Genomic DNA, 16,542 nt, shown 5'->3' on the forward strand with positions numbered 1-16,542 from the left:
CGCCTGGTCGGCGTCGATGATCTGCTCATCGGTGGCCTCCTCGCCCATCCCGAGGGCGTCGCGCAGGTAGCGGGACCACTCGATTGCGCGGCGACCTCGGGTGGCGGTCTCATACTCGTGCCACAGCTCCCGGAGCCGTGCGAGCCGGGCGTCGACGTCGATGCCGGCGGCGGCCGCGGTCTCCGCGTCGAGCGCGCGGAGCTGCCGGTAGGCGGCAAGCATCTCGAACGGCGTGCGGCTGGTGGCGTCGGCGCCGCGCATCTTCGCGCCCGCCTTGAGGTCGAGGCGGGCCAGCTCGTTTCCGACTCCAACATCGCGGGCCCGAGCGCCCTTGCCCTCCTGAATCTTCGCGATGTACTCGCCCATCGCCTTGGCGTCGCGGGCGGTGTGGATGCGGTCCCACTTCACGCCGTGCGCGCGGTTGGGGCGGAAGCCCGCCTTCTCCAGCCAGGCCGCCCAGGTGCGGTCCCACCGGTCCCGCATCCGGTCGAAGTCGGCAGCGTGCGCGCGGGCTTCCGCCGACATCTCGGCGCGGTCCTCGGAGGGGTCCGGGACGGGGAAGTAGCCGGTGGGGGTGGGGTCCCACTCCGGCTTCACCCAGTTCGGCGGCCGGTTCTCCTTGCGGGGGATCTCCGGGCGGGGGCGCTGGCGGCCGCCCATCAGCACCACCAGGTGCAGGTGCGGGTGCCAGCCGTGGCGCTCGGAGTGGGTGACCTCGGTCGCGCGGATGACGCCGACCACGCCCATCCGGTCGCGCTCGCCCTCCTTGCCGCGGGCGCGGTCTCCGGCCCACTGGGCGCCGGAGGTCAGGCCCTTGAAGCCGGTGCGTAGCGCGTCCATCAGGTCGGCCAGGCCGTGCCGCTTGAAGTGGCGGGCGGTGAGGGTGACCAGGTACGCCGTTCCGCCGGCCTCGATGTGCCGCACCGCGGCCTCGGACGCGTCGGTGGCCCGCTCGGCGCGGATCGCCGCAGCGTCGACCGGGCAGCACCAGATCGAGTGACAGCGGGTCGTGCCGGAGGTGTAGACCCGGCCGTCGCGGCGCTTGAACGTGACGCCCTGGTCGTGGTCGAAGACTCCTCGGCCGCACGCGCGCATGCTGCCGTAGCCGCTGATGTCCCAGACGACCCGCCGGTCCGCCCAGCGTCCGCGCTGCCGTTCGCGGCGCCGTTCCTCGGCCGCCGCCAGGACCTCATCCACGTCGAGCCCGGTACGCGGAAAAGCGCAGGTCAGAGCACCCAGGTAGGCGCCCATTCCGAGGGGGGGGGGAAACTCTGTTTCCCTCTTACCAAGGCGCTCGCCGTCGGGGGCGGGGGCGGGGTCTGCACCTGCGGGCCGGAATGCCACCAGGTCGGCCCCTGCGGGGCCCTGAGGGGTCTTCAGCGCCCGGCGGCCGGCCCGGCGGCTCCGGCCCGCCCAGAGGGCCGCACGGTGGCGCTCAACGGCCTCCTGGTAGGTGGCCGGAGCTGCCAGGGTGGCGGGCATGCCTGCGACCGGCGCGGCGGCCGGGAGATGTGGTGCGGATGCTGGTGCATCCCTTACGCTGGTCAAAGCGTTGGGTTCCCTTGGAGTTGCTTGGTCGCGTCTTCGGGGTCCCACCACTGGAACGGTCGGGTGTAGGAGCCCGGCCGTTCCGCTTTTCTGGGGAACCGCAGCCGATCTTGCCGTACTTCTGCGGAAGGTCCTAGTCCGGCTCGCCGAACATCCCGTAGGGCGGGAGACCAAGTGATCTGGTCTCCCGCCCTACGGGCGCGGCGCGTTGTCACTATGCGGCGGCCAATGCCCAGGTCCAGGGCTCACCAGCAGCGGCGGCGCGGGTGGCGGCGTCGGCCAGGAGCCGGGCTGCGGCCGCCAGCTTGGTCGGCATCGCCTTGTCGCGGGCCGCCTTGAGCAGCAGGGCCGCGCACCCGCCCGCCGCCGCCGGGGAGATGCTCTGCTCGGCGGCCACGGTCGGGGCGGCCCGGAGTGCGGCGACCAGGACGTCGGCGGAGGCGTCGCGGACGATGTACATCCAGCTCAGGGCCTCGCCCAAGTCGGTGAGCACGCTGGCCGAGTGGCGGTCCTGGCCGAAAAAGTCGCCGCCGTGGCTGGTGATGATGTGCCGTACCGCGTCGTGGATCGCAGGCGTGCGGGTCATGTCACGTCCTTTTGCGGAGGGGACGGTGGGGCGGGTGCCGTACCCGCCCCACCGTGGTTTTCAGTGGGAGGTGGCGGCGGGGGGTTCGGTGACGGGGCCGGCCCAGACGCGGACGTCGGGCTGGACGCCGTAGTCGCCGGGGCAGTCCTCGGCCAGGGCGGCGGCGAACTCCTGGGGGCTACCGGCGTGGGTGGAGGTGCGGACCCGCAGGCCCGGGGCGGACTGGTAGCTGTAGGTCGGCATGGGCCTCAGCTCTCGGTGTGGTCGGGGCACTGCCGGGTGTCGAGCAGGTCCCCGTCGGCCGTGGAGGTCAGGCAGCCGCAGGGGTCGCACTCCCACACTCCGGAGCCGAGGGGCTCCATGGGTTCGCCGCAGCACGTCGGGTCCAGGTGGCCCATTCAGTCCTCCCGGGTGACGACGGAGAACTGCGTGATCCTGCACTGCTGCGGGGCGAGGCCCTGAGTGGAGGCGAACTCCTCGACCGCGAAGATGCAGATCTGCTCGTCGGTGATGGGGCCGCCGCCGGGACGGCCGACGTCACCGGTGATGCCGTGGATCGTGCCGTCGGGGGTCTGGATGCGGGCGATGTAGGAGGCTGTGGGCATCAGCGCGTCGCCCCCGCCAGGACCTGCCACAGCAGGTCCGTCGGCCCCCACGTGAGGTCCACGATGGTGAGCTGTCGGGCCGTGACCAGCTGGTCGACGGCGGGGCGCGGCACGCCCGCCCAGGTCGTGCGCAGGTGGCGGCGCGGGAGCAGGTCGCCGAACCCGGTAACGGGCCGGCCGTCGGCCTCGGTGACGGTGATGCCGCCGGGCTGGCCGTCCAGGACCACGGCCAGGCCCGCGAGCCTGGCGGACTCGCACAGGGTGGTCAGCAGGACCGCGTCGGCGGGGATGTAGCCGGTGACGGCGGCGCGCTGGCGCCACCGCCGCCCGTCGAACCCCGGCCCGTCGACCCCGGGCTGGGACGAGTCGGTCAGGTAGCCGGCGCGGCAGGCGGCGGCGAGGACCGGCACCAGGGGCGTGGTCTCGTCAGCGGCCGGCCCGTAGTAGGCCGGCCGGGAGGGGATTCGCCCCTCCAGCCAGGCCGCCATCAGCAGGCTGAGTTCGCGCAGCGACTGGGCGGTCGTCCACGTCAGGGCGGTCACCGGGTCACCACCGGGCGGGCGAGGTCGCGGTGCTGGACGGTGACGTCGTAGCCCTGCTCGCGCAGGAGCCGGGCGACGGTGTTGATGACGACCACGGAGCGGTGGCGGCCGCCGGCGCAGCCGACCGCGGCGGTCACCGGCCTGTCCCCGTATCCCGAGCGGGCGGCGCAGGCCAGGGCGAGGGTGTTGATGACGGCGGGCACGCCGGGGGTCCCCAGGACCTTGGTGATGACGGCCTGGTCGCGGCCGGTGAGCTGGCGCATCGCGGGGTCGACGTGGGGGTCGCGGAAGGACCGCAGGTCTTGGGCAAAGTCGGCGGCGGGGGTGGGTCCGTGCAGGTAGCCGAAGCTGATGATGGTGATGGCCATCAGTGGCCTGCCTTCCTGGCGAGGGCGGCGGCCTCGCGGACCAGGGTGAGCGCCTGGTCGCGGGAGACGTGCGGCTGGTCGTTCCAGTGCGGGTAGTCCTGGCGGATGCCGCGCTGGGTGAGGACGGCCTGGAGGTAGGTGCCGGCGGTGATGGCGGTGTCCTGGCCGCCGTAGCCGAGGTGGTGCAGGACGGCCTGGGCGCCGAGGATGCAGCGGCGGCCGCTGGGGGTTCGCCAGCCGCTGGGGGTCTGGGCCCAGCCCCAGCGCTCCAGGACCAGGGCGGTCAGCTCCAGGTGCTGGGCGGGGGTGATCCGCAGCCGCTGGACGGCCTCGCGGTGCCGGCCGGGGTGCAGGACCAGCAGCCGGTCGGGCAGCAGGCGCCAGATCCCGCCGGGCAGGACGTCGTGGTGGCGGCCGCGGCTGCGGGCCGGGGCCGGGAGGCCCGCGAGGGCGGTGCGGACCAGTTCGTCGGTGGTGGCCGTGACCAGCGGGTGGGCGGTGGCCCGGCCGCGCGCGGACAGGTACCGCTCGATGTCGCCTACCAGGTCGGCGGCCAGGCCGTCGAGGAGGTCGTCACCGAGGAGCTCGGCCAGCTCGGCGGCCGTCGAGCCGCTTGCCCGGTGGTGGGTGGGTGTGCTCATCTGTCAGATGCCTCCGACTCTTTGGTGATCGGTGGTGGGTGGGGCGCCCCGACTGCTTGCCGGCGTGAGGGGGCGCCCCGGTCAGAGCTAGGACCCGGTGCGGGTCCAGGCCCACGGCTGGCGGCTCTTCGCCGCGCTGCCGGCGGCGTCGGCCAGCGCGTGCACGTCGTCCGCGACGTCGGTGTCCATGCGCGGGTGGCAGGCCGCCAGCCGCAGGACGTCCTCGGCCTGGCCCGCCTCGGCCCAGCCCAGCGCGAACTCGCGGCGGCCCCGGATCCCGTCCGCGAGGACCCGGATCGCGCGCCACTCCCGGGTGGTCGTCAGCTGCACGACCGCCCGCTCCACCGCGTCCAGCCGGCGGTCGGCCAGCCGCAGCCGCTCCCCGTAGGGGGCGTGTGAGATAGCCCAGCTCATCGGCCGGTCTCCTTCCTCGTGGTGTTCGTGGTGTGCTGCATGTCGCCGAGGGCGTGCCGGGTGCCGACCACGTCGCGCGCGGCCGCGACCACCTCCCGGCCCCACTCCTCGGTCAGGGCGTGGAGCGCCCCGGCCTGCTGCGCCTGCGGCAGGTCGAGCGCGGCCCGCACCTGTGCGAGCAGCTGCTCCATCCGCCCGTCGGTGTCCGTCACTGGCTGACCAGCCAGCCGGCGCCGGGCTGCGCGATGCCGCGGGCCGCCTCGGCGGCCGCCCACTGCGCGCCCGGGCACTGCGTGACGTGGGCGTGGCCGTCCTGCCGGACCTGGAATCCCTCCCGGCGGTCCCGGGAGGGGCTGGCGGCCCCGCAGGTGCACACCCAGCTCGTGCCGCCCTTGCGGCTGTTGCGGGTGGTGATCACGACCTCGTAGCCGCCGCCGACCCGCAGGGTCTCCGTCGCACCCATCCCGGTCACCGCCCCACCGGGGTGGCGGCGCCGAACTCGCGCAGCGCCTGCCGCAGGGCCTCGGCCGGGTCCGGGCCGTACAGGCCGGGGCGGGCGCTGATCTCCTGGAAGGTCAGCAGCCCCGCCGGCCGCGCCACGAACAGCGGGCCGTAGTTCCGCCAGGCGTACTGCGCGCCCATGTGCCCGGCCCGCCACGTGCCCGAGAGCCGGTCCCACGTGAACCGGTACTCCACCAGGGCGTGCGACGGGTGCCAGGGCGCCGGCCGGAGCTCCACCACCGAGTAGTAGGTCACGCCCTCCCGGATCGACCGGGCGAACCGGGCCTCCTCGCTGGCCGCCATCCGGCGCGCCTTCGCCGTCGTCAGCACGTCGTCCAACTTGTCGATGAATCCCACGAGCACTCCTCCGTCTTGCGGTTCGGGGCCGGTCTGTCCGGTCCTCCACCCGGCACGGCAGCAGCGCCGCCGTGCCGGACTGGGGGGCCGTCAGCTCCGGCGCGCGGAGCAGCCGTCGGCGTGGGCCTGGGCCGCCGCCGACAGATCAGCGCGCTTCATGGCCACGTAGTCCGTGCCCTCGGTGTCGCAGCCGTCGCACCACCAGGTGCGGAACGAGGTGAACCGCCGGTCCGCCGCGTGGACCGCCGCGCCGCCGCGGGTCGGCCACGTGATGCCCGAGGCCGTCAGGTTCTTGGGGAGCTGGGTCGCCATGTCTGTCTCCTCCGTCGTGCGGTTCGGGGCCGGTCTGTCCGGTCCTCCACCCGGCACGGCAGCAGCGCCGCCGTGCCGGACTGGGGGGCCGTCAGCTCCGGCGCGCGGAGCAGCCGTCGGCGTGGGCCTGCGCCGCCCGGACCAGGAGCGCCCGCTCCTTGTCCAGGTAGATCGGGCCCTCCGTGGCGCAGCCGCCGCACCACCAGGTCGAGAGGGAACCGCTGGTCGCCGCCATGTGCACGGTGGCGCCGGTGCGGGTCTGCCAGGTGATGTCCGCCGGGGTGAGATGCGAGGGGAGAGTCATCGCGTCTGTCCTATTCGTGGGGGTGTGGTGGGTGGTCGAGGCCCCGGTCGCCCACCGGTCGCTGCCCCGATTTGCCCGGGTATGGCGGGTGGTCGGAGAGGGGCCGGGGGTGGTCGCGCGGACCAGGTCGAGCACCGCGCGACCAGGGGCCATACCGGTTGATTTCGGGCGCCGACCGGGGGTCGACCGGGGTCATGACCGGGGGATTTGGCCCTATTTGCCGTGCTGGGCGAGCGCCTGGTCGAGCTGCTCGCGGGTGTAGCCGTTGGGGTTGGCCATGCCGTCTATGGCGCCGAGCTTCCGGGTGGTGCCGGCGCCCGCGTCCCGCAGCCGGGCCTGGAGCTGAGCGCCGGTCAGGCCCTCGTACCGGTCGTCGGGGTGCGCTGCGGTCAGCAGCTCGACCAGGCGGTCGGTGCGGGCCCGGTCGACGCCCGCCCCGTCGAGGACAGCGATCGCGTCGGCCAGCAGGATGCGGGCGGCTGCGACGGCCGGGTCGACGGTGCCGTGGGTGGTCGCGTCGCCGGTCAGCGTCCCGGCGGCCTCGCGCAGCGTGCGGCCGCGCAGGCAGATCTCCTTGAACTCCGGCAGGTCGATCACGTCGGCCTTGAGCGTGACGTGGCCTTCCTCGCCGCCCTGGTCCAGGACGACGACGCCCTTGGAGTCCTCGGTGAGCATGTGCGGGGCGGCGCCGCCGGCCACCGCGTCGTCGCCGAGCACCATCTTGGCGGAGCGGTCGCCCTTCACCCGGCAGCTCGCCCTCTTCGCGCAGACCTCCCGCAGCGCGGTCGGCACGCTGTTGGCGTCCGGGCGCTGGGTGATGAACACGCCCATCCCGCCGACGAACCTCGTCACCCTCACGTAGCGGGCGAAGGACTCGACCAGCACGTCCTTGCCCGACCGGGTCGGGGTGCGGCCGGGCTTGTCGGAGTCGGCGTTGTCGTCGTCGACCGCGACGCGAACCAGCGCGGCGCCATCCAGCAGCTCCTGGAGCTCGTCCACCACCAGGAGCACCGGCCCCATCCCGGCGGCGGCCAGCGCCGGGGTGATCTTCCCCTCGGGGGCCTGGTCGGGGTCGGTCTCGTACAGCTCCTCCAGCGTCGTGCCCCGGTCCTGCATCTCCTCGATGGTCCCCTCCATCACCGCCAGGACCTCGCGGATGATGTCCGGGGTAGCGCCCGCGATGTACCGGTGGGCGATGTGCTTGAGCGGGGCCCAGTCCGGGCCGGTCTTGCCGGTCACCACGATGATCCGCACCGTCGGGTCCAGCGCCGCCGCGGCGGCGACCAGGCGGGCGAAGTACGACTTCCCGTAGCCCATCAAGCCGCCGACCATCAGCGAGGACCACAGCAGGTGCATGACCTGCCGCGCGCCCCGAGCGTCCGCGCCCAGCGGCACGCCCTGGTGCCAGAAATCCCAGACCGGGGCGTCGATCAGCGCGGACGGGGTCTTGGCCTTGCCGTAGGGGGAGTCGGAGTTGGCGACCCACAGCCGGACCCGGCCCTCGTGCCCGTCCTCGCCCGAGTCCTGCGTCATCTCGATCCGGACCCGCTTCAAGCGCAGCGCGGACGCCAGCTCCTCCACGCGGGAGGTGGCGGCCGCCGCCTTGACCCCGCGGGGGAGTTCCACCGTGGCCGTCCAACCCGGGCCGTCCTCGCGCAGGCCGCCGACCGTGTGCGTCTCGGGGATCTGCTCGCTGCGGATGATCCCGGCCTTCGCGAACGCGGTCACCAGGTCGAGCTCGCCACGGACCCGGGCAGCGTCGCGCTTGGCCAGATCCACCGGCGTCACGAACGGCGGGACCACGCTGGTCACGCCCTCCTCCGTCCGGGAGTCCGGCGCGGCAGCAGTAGTCGCGGCCTGCGCCTGGTCGGCGGCCGGGGCCTGCTGCTGACCGGCGCCGACAGCCTGGCCCTCCTCCTGCTGGTCCTGCGGGCGACCCATGACCCACACCGTGATGAGCGCGGCCAGCAGCTCAAGCGGGGCGATGACCGGCTCGTGCGCGGTCGCGGTCAGCACCGCGTACCCTGCAGCGAGCACGATCCCGATCCGGGTTCCCCGGCGGCGCCACCGCAGATGGGTGATGTCGCGGCGGGTGATCGCGTCGACCACCAGCTCCGGCCCGGCCTGGGCGACCGACCCGAGCGCGAGCCCCATCCGGGCGGCCCCGTCCGCGTCGCCCTCCTCGGCCTCCGCCGTGACCGCCCTGCGGAGCTTGCGCAGGTCTCGCTGCTGAGCCCCGATCGCCCGCTCATTGCGGCGGTCGCGGTCGACCGCGACCTCGGCGAGCGCCGTCTCCAGGTCGTCCAGCTCGGCCGCCATCAGCCACGCCGCGCCCGCCGCCTGCAGCCGGGACCAGCCGGTGCCCAGCCGCGCCACCGCCTGCACCCACCAGCCGTCCGCCTCCTGCTCGGCCGGCGGTGCGGCCTGCGGCGGGACCGGCGAGAGCGTCACCGGCGCCGGCGGGACGCTCGGCATCGGCGGAACCGCCGCCGTCGTCGTGTCGAGTGCCATGTCGTCAGCCCTCCAGGGCCTGGTAGGGGCGGCGGCCCGGCCGGGCCGCCGCAGGAGCGCCGTCTCAGCCCGCGATGCCGCCGGCGACGTTGGACACGGCGGTGACGCCGGTGTTGACCAGGGAGGTCGACAGGCCGCCCAGCACGGAGGTCGACAGGGACACGCCGAGGGCGAAGGAGACGATCAGCCACAGCCACTTCTGGCCGTGGTGCTTGGCCGCGTACCAGACCAGGAACCCGAGGATGATCACGCCGGTCGTCCCGGCCGCGATCCCGGCACCGGACTGGCTGACCTGCTGAGGGGCGGTGGTGGTGTAGGTCGCGGGGGAAGCCGGCTGAACGACCGCGGCCTGCTCGGCGGGCACCGCGGTGCCCGCGACGGCGGCGACCGCCTGGTGGTGCTCGGCCGCCGTGGCGGTGCCGGCCAGACCGAGGATGCCGACGGTGGCAGCGGAGACGACGATGGTGCGAACGGTGGTGTGCACGGTGGGTCCTTCCGGATCTGCGGTGCGGGTCAGGGGGGTGGTGCGGTGTCAGGGGGGCGCGGCCTACCGGCCGTCGCGGTGGTCCTCGCTGCGCTCGTTCGCCTTGCGGACCTTGTCCGCCAGCGCCTTGCGCTCCGCGTCGGTCACGACTGACTCACCGACTCGGCATCGGCAGGGGCCGCCTTCGCGCGCAGCGCGGACAGGCTCATCTGGCGACGGGCTCCGGGGCTGTACTGGACGTCACCGCGACGGCGCGTGGGGGGGGTTCCACCGTTGCGCTTACGGCCGTCCTCACCCGGCGTACGGGGCGCCTTGGGGGCACCCTCACCGGAGGGGTCCATTTGGGATTCGACCTGCGAACTCTCACCCTTCACGGGGTCGTCCAGCGGGCCGTTCTGCGCCACCCGCACGGCCCTCCGCGCGGTACGCCGCCCCGCGATCGTGACCGCCGTCGAGCCGACCTCCGCGCCGTGGATCTCGTCCCACGCGCGCCGGTAGGTCTTCTCACTCGGGACGACCTCGCCCAGCGCCGCCGCGAGGTACTCCGCCCGCTCCCACACGCTCTGGTCGCGGTCCGCCCGGGCCGCGTTGACCCGCTTCACCCGGCGGGCCTCAGCCCGAGCGGTACGGGCCTCGGCCCGGCGGGCCCGCCACGGCTTGCGGCCCTCGCGCTTGGCGATCCGGCCATGCTCGTGCAGGTCCCAGATCATCGGACCCGCGATCGAACAGAACGCACCGCCCAGCCCGGTGGCCATCCCGTACGCCGCGCTGCCGTGCAGGTAGTTCACCGACGCGGCGAAGCTCGCGCCGCCTCCGGCAAGGAGCCGGTAGAGCCAGGCCGGCCGGTCGTCGTCGATGGCGGCCTGCGCACCGGCCAGCAGAGCCCAGGCGATCCCCTCGATCACCAGCGGCGCCACGGCCAGGAACGGCGCCTTCTTCGAGTAGAACGCCATGACCTGGAGCGGCAGCGAGACCACCACGCAGACGACCGCGATGCCCAGCGCCGCCCGCTTCCACGTCGTCGCAGACCTCTCAGCGCGGGCCCGGCCGGCTGCCTGCTCCCGGCGGGCGGTCGCCCGCTGCTCCCGGTCGTCCTCGGCCGCCGCCAGCTCCGCCTCGATCTCGCGCTGCGCGCGGGCCGCAGCCTTCTGCGCCGACAGCTCCTGGCGGGCCGCGGCCTCGCGGTTCTTGATGCGGGCGGCCTCGGCCTCCGCCTCCACCACGGAGGCTCGGGCCAGGCCCTCCGCGTACGTCTCGGTCTCGCCCTGCGGGCGGATCTCGGTGACCGTCACCGCGCACCCCCCGCCCGGCGGTACGCGTAGGCGCCCAGCAGCATCCCGACAAGCAGCGGCTGCGCGGCCGCCCACACCGCCACCGCCGCCACCGGCACCAGCACCGCGTGCGGCAGAGCCGGGACCAGGAGCAGCAGCCCGATCAGGACGGCCAGCGCGATCCACCGCTGAGCCGAAGTCATCGACCGCACGGCGGTCAACAGCGTCTTCATGCCGCCACCGCCAACTCGGCCAGCGCCTCCAGCCGCGCGACCGCGACGTCCTCGGCAGCCGGGGCCGCCGGCAGCTTCCGCTCCTCGAACCAGTCCCCGAAGTCCGCCGGCGACTCGGTCGACCGGGCCTGGCGGAAGTGGTCGGCGAGCCGCCGGTTCCCGATCGACACCAGCAGCGCGAAGGCGCCCTCCTGGCGGATCGGGCGGTCCGCGTACGTCCGGAGCAGGGACACGAACGTCTCGGACGCGATGTCCTCGGCCAGGTGCCAGTCACGGCGCCCCAACCGGTTGTACAGGTAGCGGGTCAAGTGCTCGCTGTGCAGCGCGAACACCTCAGCCGGCACGACCGTAGCCGCCCGGGGGGTGTCCTGACCTGCGGGCTCGGGCAGAATGATGCCCACGGTGGTTCCTCCTCGGTGTCTCGAGTCGGGGCCGCCCGCTGCGGGCCCGGGGTCTCATCCCGGCCCGCAGTGCCGTTTCAGGCATGGCGGTAGTGCAAATCCACCTCTCTCCGGGGAGCCATCCCCGTCGATCGGTGGTACACCAGGAAGGTAGACCACCATCGGCCCGTCGCGCTACCAGTAGCGCGAATGAAGCCGTAAAGTACCCTTGTGGGTGTACCGCTGCACCCACCACGACGAGATCAGGGAGGGGAGACCAGATATGGCCGATAACACCGGATATGCACAAATCGCTGCTTACTACCGTCAGCAGATCCAGGACGGAACGCTGAGGCCCGGTGCCACCATGCCGTCACTACGGCAGGTGTGTGACCAGTTCGGCGTGGCACAGACGACGGCCAACAGGGCCTTCAGGAAACTCAAGATGGAGGGCTTGACGCTCCCCCACCCTGGTGTCGGCACCGTGGTGGTGGGCCCTCAAAGCAACAGCATCTCCACGCGCGTACGACTCCACGAGACCACTGGCAGGGCACTCGGCGGCGGGGAGACCTCCACGATCCTCGAAGTGGGGACAACCGGCGCGGAAGACCTCATCGCCGCAAGGCTGGACGTAGTACCAGGGACACCAGTGCACGTGCGCCGGCGAGTGGTCAGCCGCGAAGGTGTACCAGTACACATGAGCAGCTCCTACTACCCCGGCTACGTGATGGCGGTAACCCCCGAGCTTGCTGAACCAGTTTCGACTGGAGGGTCACGTGAGCTCGCCGCCGAACGACTGGGAGTAGCTCAGGAGCAGGTCCTCGAGGAGGTCACCGCACGGCTCGCCACCGAGACGGAGAAGGCAGCACTCGGCTTGACCGCCGGCGACATCATCGTGACCCAGGTAGTGCGAACAGTGACACTCGCCGACGGGCGCGTCGTCGAGGTGGCCGTTAAGGTCACCGGGGGCTCGACCATCCTCCGCTGGACGACCCCCCTCAACGCCTGACCGTAAGACAGAGAGGGCCCGCACCGATCGGTGCGGGCCCTTTCTGCTGCCATGACCTGCCGTGATACTCCTCGCACACGGGGGAGGCGTATCACTCGTGTGACTGGTGCGACCTCGCCTGGCGCAAAATCAGGGCCTTCTGCACCCGGTCCGCTTGGCCGGCCGCAGCCTCCAGTAGCGCGGCGACCACCAGGTGTTTGGGAAGCCGGGTGGTGTGGTGGATGTCGTCGACCGCGGCCTGGAACGTCTCGGCGGCCCCGGTCGACACGTACCAGGAGCGGCGGGTCAGGGCCTTCCTCTGCGCGTCCCGCGCACTCGCCGCTGCCGCCTTCCGGTCCCGCTCGACGGCTTCCCGAGTCACCTCGGGCTCGTCGTCGTCGTCGGCCGGCGGGGCGAACGTCACGGGCCTGACCATCAGGCCACCGCCTTCTCGATAAGGCCAACCTCTGCCGCCAGGTCCGGCACGTCGAGGAAGTCCGTGGGCACCTGACCGTAGGCCCGCTGGTAGGCCACCCGCTTGAACAGCTCGGTGTCGCACAACGGGTACTCACCGCCCAGCTGCTCGCGCGCCTCCTTCGGCAGCGACGTCCGGTGATCCGTGCGGGAGAGCACCACGTACGCCTCGAATCCCCCGACCGTGGAGCCCGCCGCGGCGTTGCCCGCCGACTTCCAGGTGGCCGGCAGCTTCCGCGTCTCGGACGGATCGGCACCCACCGGCACCAGGAGACGGTGGGCGCGGGTCAGCGCGGCCTCGAACACGGCCGGGTTGCCACCGCCGATGTCCGCGAGCACGTGGTCGACCTCCTCCACCGCCCCGTCGATGTACTCATCCACGTCGGCGAAGGGGTGCCGGACCACCTCCAGCCCAGCCGGCCAACCCGGACCGGGCGCCTTCCCCTCCGTCCTCGCCTTCTCCCAGGCCCGCTTCGCGTCCCGCTGCCAGTCGTACGCGGTCTGACTGACCGTGTCTCCGTCGACCACCCGCACGCTCTTCCCCCGCGACGCGACGTAGAACGCCAGCATCATCGCCAGCCTGGTTTTGCCCACCCCGCCCTTGAGCGTCCCCACGACCGTCACCTGTGCGGCCACCACTCCACCTCCACCTGCTCCTGGCGGCCGCCACCACCGACGGCCTGCTCCGCCCAGACCGTACCGTGCGACGCCTCCCCCTCCTCATACACGTCGCACCCGTGCGACACCTCCCCCTCCTCATACGCGTATCACTCAAGGTCAGGCCCGTGCCCCGGCGGCATCCCGCCGGGGTTTACATGGCGGACCGTCACCCGGCCGCGGGTCGTGGGGGCTACGTCCAGGAGGGCTGGCTGCGGGGAGGGGGGTCCGGGCTGGGGCCGTGGCGCCGCCTGGCGGGCCCGTGGAAGGCGGGCGCCGTACCCCCGCCGTCCCGGACGCGCCCGCGCGAGGCGACCGTCCCTACGGCCGTGGCGGGCGGGGAGCTCCTGCTGCCGCGCAGTGGTGCCGGCCGCCGTGGTCGCTCCGCGTCGGCGCGACACCACCGGGGCGCGCGAGCACGTCGAACCGCAAACGCACCAAGCCGTCACTGTGACGGCTTGAAGAGCCAGCGCCTCGACGAGGGCCGGTGGTCAGCTCGGGTTGTTGGCCGGCGCCGCGGACTCGGCGACCGCCAGGCGCTGCTCCATCTCCAGCCGCCGGCGCGCCTCGAACGCGCGCTGCCGGTGGCTGCGCCGGCAGTACAGCCGCGGCGCCCGCGTGCCGAGCTGGTCGACAGCCTCTCCACACCACTCGCACGGCCTGGTCCTCGGGGTGTACGGCAACTCCTCAGTCATCCCCCGACGCTACCAAGCCGTCACCGTGACGGCTTACGGCGTGGTACCTACGGATACCCCGCCCTCGGGCGGGAGGATGAGCCCATGACCGACCACCCGATCCCCGAGCCGACACCCGGCGACACCGCGCGCCTGGACCAGGTGGCCGCGCACTGGCGGCAGCTTCCGCCGGCCGACCGCGCCGCCGTCGAGCAGCTGCGCGCCACACCGTCCGACACCACCGGCGAGGCCGTGATGCGCGCGCTCGCCAACGTCGGCTTCGACACCACGGGGGAGAAGTGACCGGCCCTCGGCGCCGCCTCGGGACCGGCCCGACCACCCCGGCCGCCACCGACCTGGAGGCCACTGGCGCCCACCGGCTGCCCGTGGAACTCGCCCTCCAAGAGGGGCCGCAGGGGCCTCCCGCCACCACGCCGGTCTCCACCGGCAGACGCGCCCTCGGCACCGGACTCACGGCGCACAGCGAGTAGGTTCGCGGTGGGTTTTGCGGCGGGTTTCGCGGGAGGTGTCGCGGCGGGTTTCGTGGGGGGGTTCAGTGCCCGAGTGCAACCCCCGCCGTCGTCGCAGGCCCCCCCCGAGTGCAATCGGGGGGGCCTGCGACACCTCTCCCCACGGGGAAGAGGCTCCACTTCGGAACTTCCGGCCAGGCACCAGCGCGAGCAAGTTATCGGCTTGGATACTCCACTCCACCGGGGGGTGAAGCGGGGCGCGGCGGGAGGCTGCGGCGCGCCTACTTCTTCTTGGGGGTGGTGTCGATGGTGAGGTCTCCGGTGGCAACCTCCTTGAGCCTCTGCATGTCGAGGAAAACGAATTGCCTGTACTCAGTGGCCAAGATGTCAATGCGTCGAAGCCCTCTGAGAACGTTCTCCACGCTGGCCATGCTGAGCATCAAGGCGTCGGCGATGTCCACCTGTGAGGGGCCGACAACAACGGGGCAGGAATGCCAGTCGCCGTTGCTGTCGGGCCAGGTCCTGCTGTCTTCGCCATTGATCTCGAAGAGTTCGATGAGGAGCGAGGCGACACGTTGAGCAGAGCTTTTCCTACACAGCGAGTAAACTCTGTCGTTCGCCTTGAGCTGGGTGGCGAGAGCCTGGGCGAGATTTCGCATAAGGCCGGCTTCCCCTTCGGCAAGCATCCTTATCCGGTCAAGTGGGTAGGCCAGAGTCCAGGTCTCGTGAAGGCATTCGACGACAGAAGGCTGAGGCTCGTCGAGGAAGATGTCTGAGACACCGATGATTGCTCCTCGACCGAAGAACCTGACGGTCGAGGCGTGCGGTGAGAAGGCGTAAGTGATCCGCTCTCGTACCGCTCCGTGAAGGATCAGGTGAACCATCGCACCGGTGCTGTTGATGCCCGCAGTTGGTCTCCACGTCCGAAGCGGCGGCTGATCGACCGTTCAAGGAATTCGTGTCGGACGTGGGAGGGCAGATTCTCGAAGAACGAGAAGCTGTCCATGAAGGAGTCGAACTGGCCGTACGACCGCAGCGGGCGGCGGATCGTCAGCCGGGGCCTGGGCGAAAGTTCCACCGGCTCAGTCACGAGGCGCCACCGAGGTGATGGTCGCGCAGACAGTCACCGGCGCGACGCACGAGGTGACTGCGGTCGGCGGGGGCTGGTCGATGGTGCGCTCGTTGGTCGGGTTGACCGCAGAGATCAGAGTCGCCAGCGCCGTCAGGAGGCTGGCGACGGCCCCGATGACCGCGACCAGGCGTACTGGCGTCGAGGCCAGCTGGTTGATGCAGTACACCACCACCGCCGCCGTGATCGCGAAGATCACGACGGCGGCGATGATGAAGAACGGGAAGTCCCCGTTGCTCATCGTTCGCCTCTTAGTTTTGATTTTTTTTTGGAGGGCCTGGCTGGAAGGGTCCGCTACGACTCCCCCGTCTGCCTTGGTGTTTAGGCAGGAGCGTCGCGTCGAGCCCCGGAGGGTCACGCGTCAACAGCGCGGTTCGTCAAGCTTATCGACCGCAGTGTCGACCAGATGGTCCCGTGGTTCCCCCAGGAGGGTGAGGACGACCTTGGCTGGGCATTCTAACCGCCAGGGGTGGTCAGAAACAGTCGCGCCTGCGCGCGCACCGACTCAACTCCCGATCTTTGGCCATAGCTAGACGGAATGTCAGTGCGCTCAGCTCTCGATAGCTCAAGATCGCGTCTGTTCGACCGGGTTCGGTCGACACCCTCTGTCGGGCGGAGGGAGTATGATAGGTAACCGCGCTGCCCCTATTTTTAGGGGTTCTAGTGCGGCAAGTTGGGGAACTCCCTAGTTCTAAGGAATGACGGACCAGGGAAGAGCCTTAACTTGAGGCCGCTGTCGTTTCGCCTTGGAGGGCCTGGCGACTGGCTTGGGTGATGGGCCTCGGGGTGGTGCCCTGAGGGCCCTCCTCGATCAAGAGGAGCATCGCGCCTAGACGTTGAAGAGTGACCTGCTTCCATCACGGCAGGACCACTGGATCGTCGTTCTGATGGCAGTAGCCACTAACTTGCTCTGGGGCAGAGCTCTCCTGTCGGTCCCGGAGCAACGAGTCGGACGGCACTCAGCCCCAGCTCTTCGAGCGCGGCCTGGAGCCCGTCGAAACCGCCCAGCTCCGCGCTCATGACGATCTCGTAGTCGAGCCGGAGGCGGCAGATGCGGCCCGGTGTCGGCGTCGACGGCCGCGAATCCGGTGCC

The 16,542-nt window shown here is 72.0% G+C and carries 29 protein-coding genes and 1 pseudogene; 3 read left to right on the forward strand and 27 right to left on the reverse strand.

Annotated elements, in window-relative coordinates; genetic code table 11:
- The 19 genes and pseudogenes from BS72_RS31640 to BS72_RS31725 all read right to left on the reverse strand — a co-directional run.
- Window positions 1–1,197, reverse strand: a pseudogene (locus tag BS72_RS31640) (protein rep); the annotation flags it as partial.
- Between the two features lie 565 nt (window positions 1,198–1,762).
- Window positions 1,763–2,134 (reverse strand): DUF7739 domain-containing protein, encoded by a 372-nt coding sequence (locus tag BS72_RS31645; RefSeq protein WP_037918685.1) that lies wholly within the window; start codon window positions 2,132–2,134, stop codon window positions 1,763–1,765.
- A 60-nt stretch (window positions 2,135–2,194) separates the two neighbouring features.
- Window positions 2,195–2,377 (reverse strand): hypothetical protein, encoded by a 183-nt coding sequence (locus BS72_RS31650; protein WP_037918688.1) that lies wholly within the window; start codon window positions 2,375–2,377, stop codon window positions 2,195–2,197.
- A gap of 5 nt (window positions 2,378–2,382) precedes the next feature.
- The gene (locus BS72_RS36935; protein ID WP_157856402.1) at window positions 2,383–2,532 is read right to left on the reverse strand and encodes a hypothetical protein; all 150 of its coding nucleotides are present in this window, start codon (window positions 2,530–2,532) and stop codon (window positions 2,383–2,385) included.
- Window positions 2,533–2,739 (reverse strand): hypothetical protein, encoded by a 207-nt coding sequence (locus tag BS72_RS31655; protein WP_037918690.1) that lies wholly within the window; start codon window positions 2,737–2,739, stop codon window positions 2,533–2,535. It lies immediately after the preceding gene.
- Window positions 2,739–3,281, reverse strand: coding sequence for a DUF6919 domain-containing protein (locus tag BS72_RS31660; protein WP_037918694.1), 543 nt, complete (start codon window positions 3,279–3,281; stop codon window positions 2,739–2,741). Before BS72_RS31660 ends, BS72_RS31655 begins: the two co-directional genes overlap by 1 nt.
- Window positions 3,278–3,649, reverse strand: a complete 372-nt coding sequence (locus tag BS72_RS31665) for a RapZ C-terminal domain-containing protein (protein ID WP_037918697.1) — start codon at window positions 3,647–3,649, stop codon at window positions 3,278–3,280. Before BS72_RS31665 ends, BS72_RS31660 begins: the two co-directional genes overlap by 4 nt.
- Window positions 3,649–4,290, reverse strand: coding sequence for a DUF6197 family protein (locus tag BS72_RS31670; protein ID WP_232792706.1), 642 nt, complete (start codon window positions 4,288–4,290; stop codon window positions 3,649–3,651). Before BS72_RS31670 ends, BS72_RS31665 begins: the two co-directional genes overlap by 1 nt.
- Window positions 4,291–4,377: 87 nt before the next feature.
- Window positions 4,378–4,704: a DUF7739 domain-containing protein gene (locus BS72_RS31675; protein ID WP_037918700.1), complete on the reverse strand. Its 327-nt coding sequence runs from the start codon at window positions 4,702–4,704 to the stop codon at window positions 4,378–4,380.
- Window positions 4,701–4,916, reverse strand: coding sequence for a hypothetical protein (locus BS72_RS31680; protein WP_037918702.1), 216 nt, complete (start codon window positions 4,914–4,916; stop codon window positions 4,701–4,703). Before BS72_RS31680 ends, BS72_RS31675 begins: the two co-directional genes overlap by 4 nt.
- The gene (locus BS72_RS31685) at window positions 4,913–5,167 is read right to left on the reverse strand and encodes a hypothetical protein (protein WP_157856403.1); all 255 of its coding nucleotides are present in this window, start codon (window positions 5,165–5,167) and stop codon (window positions 4,913–4,915) included. The genes BS72_RS31680 and BS72_RS31685 overlap by 4 nt, the downstream gene beginning before the upstream one ends.
- A 5-nt stretch (window positions 5,168–5,172) precedes the next feature.
- Window positions 5,173–5,562 (reverse strand): hypothetical protein, encoded by a 390-nt coding sequence (locus BS72_RS31690; protein ID WP_037918706.1) that lies wholly within the window; start codon window positions 5,560–5,562, stop codon window positions 5,173–5,175.
- 90 nt (window positions 5,563–5,652) lie between these two features.
- Window positions 5,653–5,874: a hypothetical protein gene (locus tag BS72_RS31695; RefSeq protein WP_037918712.1), complete on the reverse strand. Its 222-nt coding sequence runs from the start codon at window positions 5,872–5,874 to the stop codon at window positions 5,653–5,655.
- Window positions 5,875–5,965: 91 nt separating this feature from the next.
- The gene (locus BS72_RS31700; protein WP_037918718.1) at window positions 5,966–6,178 is read right to left on the reverse strand and encodes a hypothetical protein; all 213 of its coding nucleotides are present in this window, start codon (window positions 6,176–6,178) and stop codon (window positions 5,966–5,968) included.
- Window positions 6,179–6,391: 213 nt separating this feature from the next.
- Entirely contained in the window at window positions 6,392–8,689 is a 2,298-nt protein-coding gene (locus BS72_RS31705; RefSeq protein ID WP_037918721.1) for a hypothetical protein, read from the reverse strand.
- 64 nt (window positions 8,690–8,753) lie between these two features.
- Complete coding sequence (locus BS72_RS31710) at window positions 8,754–9,173, reverse strand: hypothetical protein (RefSeq protein WP_037918724.1); 420 nt, start codon at window positions 9,171–9,173, stop codon at window positions 8,754–8,756.
- Window positions 9,174–9,316: 143 nt separating this feature from the next.
- Window positions 9,317–10,465: a hypothetical protein gene (locus tag BS72_RS31715; protein ID WP_037918727.1), complete on the reverse strand. Its 1,149-nt coding sequence runs from the start codon at window positions 10,463–10,465 to the stop codon at window positions 9,317–9,319.
- A complete protein-coding gene (locus BS72_RS31720; RefSeq protein WP_037918729.1) occupies window positions 10,462–10,677 on the reverse strand; it encodes a hypothetical protein in 216 nt (71 codons plus the stop codon). The genes BS72_RS31715 and BS72_RS31720 overlap by 4 nt, the downstream gene beginning before the upstream one ends.
- Window positions 10,674–11,078 (reverse strand): RNA polymerase sigma factor, encoded by a 405-nt coding sequence (locus BS72_RS31725; protein ID WP_107499008.1) that lies wholly within the window; start codon window positions 11,076–11,078, stop codon window positions 10,674–10,676. Before BS72_RS31725 ends, BS72_RS31720 begins: the two co-directional genes overlap by 4 nt.
- A 214-nt stretch (window positions 11,079–11,292) precedes the next feature.
- Here BS72_RS31725 and BS72_RS31730 point away from each other — a divergent pair, with 214 nt between their 5' ends.
- The gene (locus BS72_RS31730) at window positions 11,293–12,066 is read left to right on the forward strand and encodes a GntR family transcriptional regulator (protein ID WP_232792707.1); all 774 of its coding nucleotides are present in this window, start codon (window positions 11,293–11,295) and stop codon (window positions 12,064–12,066) included.
- Between the two features lie 91 nt (window positions 12,067–12,157).
- Here BS72_RS31730 and BS72_RS31735 read toward each other — a convergent pair whose 3' ends face one another.
- From BS72_RS31735 to BS72_RS31745, 4 genes are all read right to left on the reverse strand, one after another.
- Entirely contained in the window at window positions 12,158–12,469 is a 312-nt protein-coding gene (locus tag BS72_RS31735) for a hypothetical protein (RefSeq protein ID WP_157856404.1), read from the reverse strand.
- Window positions 12,470–12,480: 11 nt separating this feature from the next.
- Complete coding sequence (locus tag BS72_RS37600; protein ID WP_198546044.1) at window positions 12,481–13,155, reverse strand: ParA family protein; 675 nt, start codon at window positions 13,153–13,155, stop codon at window positions 12,481–12,483.
- Window positions 13,140–13,265, reverse strand: coding sequence for a hypothetical protein (locus tag BS72_RS39385; protein ID WP_265736836.1), 126 nt, complete (start codon window positions 13,263–13,265; stop codon window positions 13,140–13,142). Before BS72_RS39385 ends, BS72_RS37600 begins: the two co-directional genes overlap by 16 nt.
- Window positions 13,266–13,667: 402 nt before the next feature.
- Window positions 13,668–13,871 carry a hypothetical protein gene (locus BS72_RS31745; RefSeq protein WP_037918737.1) on the reverse strand — a complete coding sequence of 68 codons (204 nt, stop codon included), beginning with the start codon at window positions 13,869–13,871 and terminating at the stop codon, window positions 13,668–13,670.
- Between the two features lie 84 nt (window positions 13,872–13,955).
- On the opposite strand from BS72_RS31745, the gene BS72_RS31750 reads away from it, so the two are divergent.
- Both BS72_RS31750 and BS72_RS31755 read left to right on the forward strand, forming a co-directional pair.
- The gene (locus tag BS72_RS31750; protein WP_037918741.1) at window positions 13,956–14,153 is read left to right on the forward strand and encodes a hypothetical protein; all 198 of its coding nucleotides are present in this window, start codon (window positions 13,956–13,958) and stop codon (window positions 14,151–14,153) included.
- On the forward strand, window positions 14,150–14,341 hold the full coding sequence (locus tag BS72_RS31755; RefSeq protein WP_037918744.1) for a hypothetical protein: 192 nt from the start codon (window positions 14,150–14,152) through the stop codon (window positions 14,339–14,341). Before BS72_RS31750 ends, BS72_RS31755 begins: the two co-directional genes overlap by 4 nt.
- Window positions 14,342–14,601: 260 nt before the next feature.
- On the opposite strand, the gene BS72_RS31760 is transcribed toward BS72_RS31755, so the two are convergent.
- The 4 genes from BS72_RS31760 to BS72_RS39055 form a co-directional block, all read right to left on the reverse strand.
- Window positions 14,602–15,204, reverse strand: a complete 603-nt coding sequence (locus BS72_RS31760; protein WP_037918746.1) for a Crp/Fnr family transcriptional regulator — start codon at window positions 15,202–15,204, stop codon at window positions 14,602–14,604.
- Entirely contained in the window at window positions 15,192–15,398 is a 207-nt protein-coding gene (locus BS72_RS36945; RefSeq protein ID WP_157856405.1) for a hypothetical protein, read from the reverse strand. Before BS72_RS36945 ends, BS72_RS31760 begins: the two co-directional genes overlap by 13 nt.
- A 4-nt stretch (window positions 15,399–15,402) precedes the next feature.
- Window positions 15,403–15,690: a hypothetical protein gene (locus BS72_RS31765; RefSeq protein WP_037918750.1), complete on the reverse strand. Its 288-nt coding sequence runs from the start codon at window positions 15,688–15,690 to the stop codon at window positions 15,403–15,405.
- Window positions 15,691–16,349: 659 nt separating this feature from the next.
- Window positions 16,350–16,542: hypothetical protein (locus BS72_RS39055; RefSeq protein ID WP_232792708.1), on the reverse strand; the 193-nt coding region annotated here is incomplete at its 5' end.

Origin of the sequence: Actinacidiphila yeochonensis CN732 (genome assembly GCF_000745345.1) — a bacterium.
GTDB classification, from domain to species: Bacteria; Actinomycetota; Actinomycetes; order Streptomycetales; family Streptomycetaceae; genus Actinacidiphila; species Actinacidiphila yeochonensis.

Coding starts and splice junctions, on each gene's coding strand:
- BS72_RS31645 (WP_037918685.1), bottom strand. CDS start 2,134: ATGACCCGCACGCCTGCGATCCACGACGCGGTACGGCACATCATCACC.
- BS72_RS31650 (WP_037918688.1), bottom strand. CDS start 2,377: ATGCCGACCTACAGCTACCAGTCCGCCCCGGGCCTGCGGGTCCGCACC.
- BS72_RS36935 (WP_157856402.1), bottom strand. CDS start 2,532: ATGGGCCACCTGGACCCGACGTGCTGCGGCGAACCCATGGAGCCCCTC.
- BS72_RS31655 (WP_037918690.1), bottom strand. CDS start 2,739: ATGCCCACAGCCTCCTACATCGCCCGCATCCAGACCCCCGACGGCACG.
- BS72_RS31665 (WP_037918697.1), bottom strand. CDS start 3,649: ATGGCCATCACCATCATCAGCTTCGGCTACCTGCACGGACCCACCCCC.
- BS72_RS31670 (WP_232792706.1), bottom strand. CDS start 4,290: ATGAGCACACCCACCCACCACCGGGCAAGCGGCTCGACGGCCGCCGAG.
- BS72_RS31675 (WP_037918700.1), bottom strand. CDS start 4,704: ATGAGCTGGGCTATCTCACACGCCCCCTACGGGGAGCGGCTGCGGCTG.
- BS72_RS31685 (WP_157856403.1), bottom strand. CDS start 5,167: ATGGGTGCGACGGAGACCCTGCGGGTCGGCGGCGGCTACGAGGTCGTG.
- BS72_RS31695 (WP_037918712.1), bottom strand. CDS start 5,874: ATGGCGACCCAGCTCCCCAAGAACCTGACGGCCTCGGGCATCACGTGG.
- BS72_RS31700 (WP_037918718.1), bottom strand. CDS start 6,178: ATGACTCTCCCCTCGCATCTCACCCCGGCGGACATCACCTGGCAGACC.
- BS72_RS31705 (WP_037918721.1), bottom strand. CDS start 8,689: ATGGCACTCGACACGACGACGGCGGCGGTTCCGCCGATGCCGAGCGTC.
- BS72_RS31720 (WP_037918729.1), bottom strand. CDS start 10,677: ATGAAGACGCTGTTGACCGCCGTGCGGTCGATGACTTCGGCTCAGCGG.
- BS72_RS31745 (WP_037918737.1), bottom strand. CDS start 13,871: ATGACTGAGGAGTTGCCGTACACCCCGAGGACCAGGCCGTGCGAGTGG.
- BS72_RS31750 (WP_037918741.1), top strand. CDS start 13,956: ATGACCGACCACCCGATCCCCGAGCCGACACCCGGCGACACCGCGCGC.
- BS72_RS31760 (WP_037918746.1), bottom strand. CDS start 15,204: ATGGTTCACCTGATCCTTCACGGAGCGGTACGAGAGCGGATCACTTAC.
- BS72_RS31765 (WP_037918750.1), bottom strand. CDS start 15,690: ATGAGCAACGGGGACTTCCCGTTCTTCATCATCGCCGCCGTCGTGATC.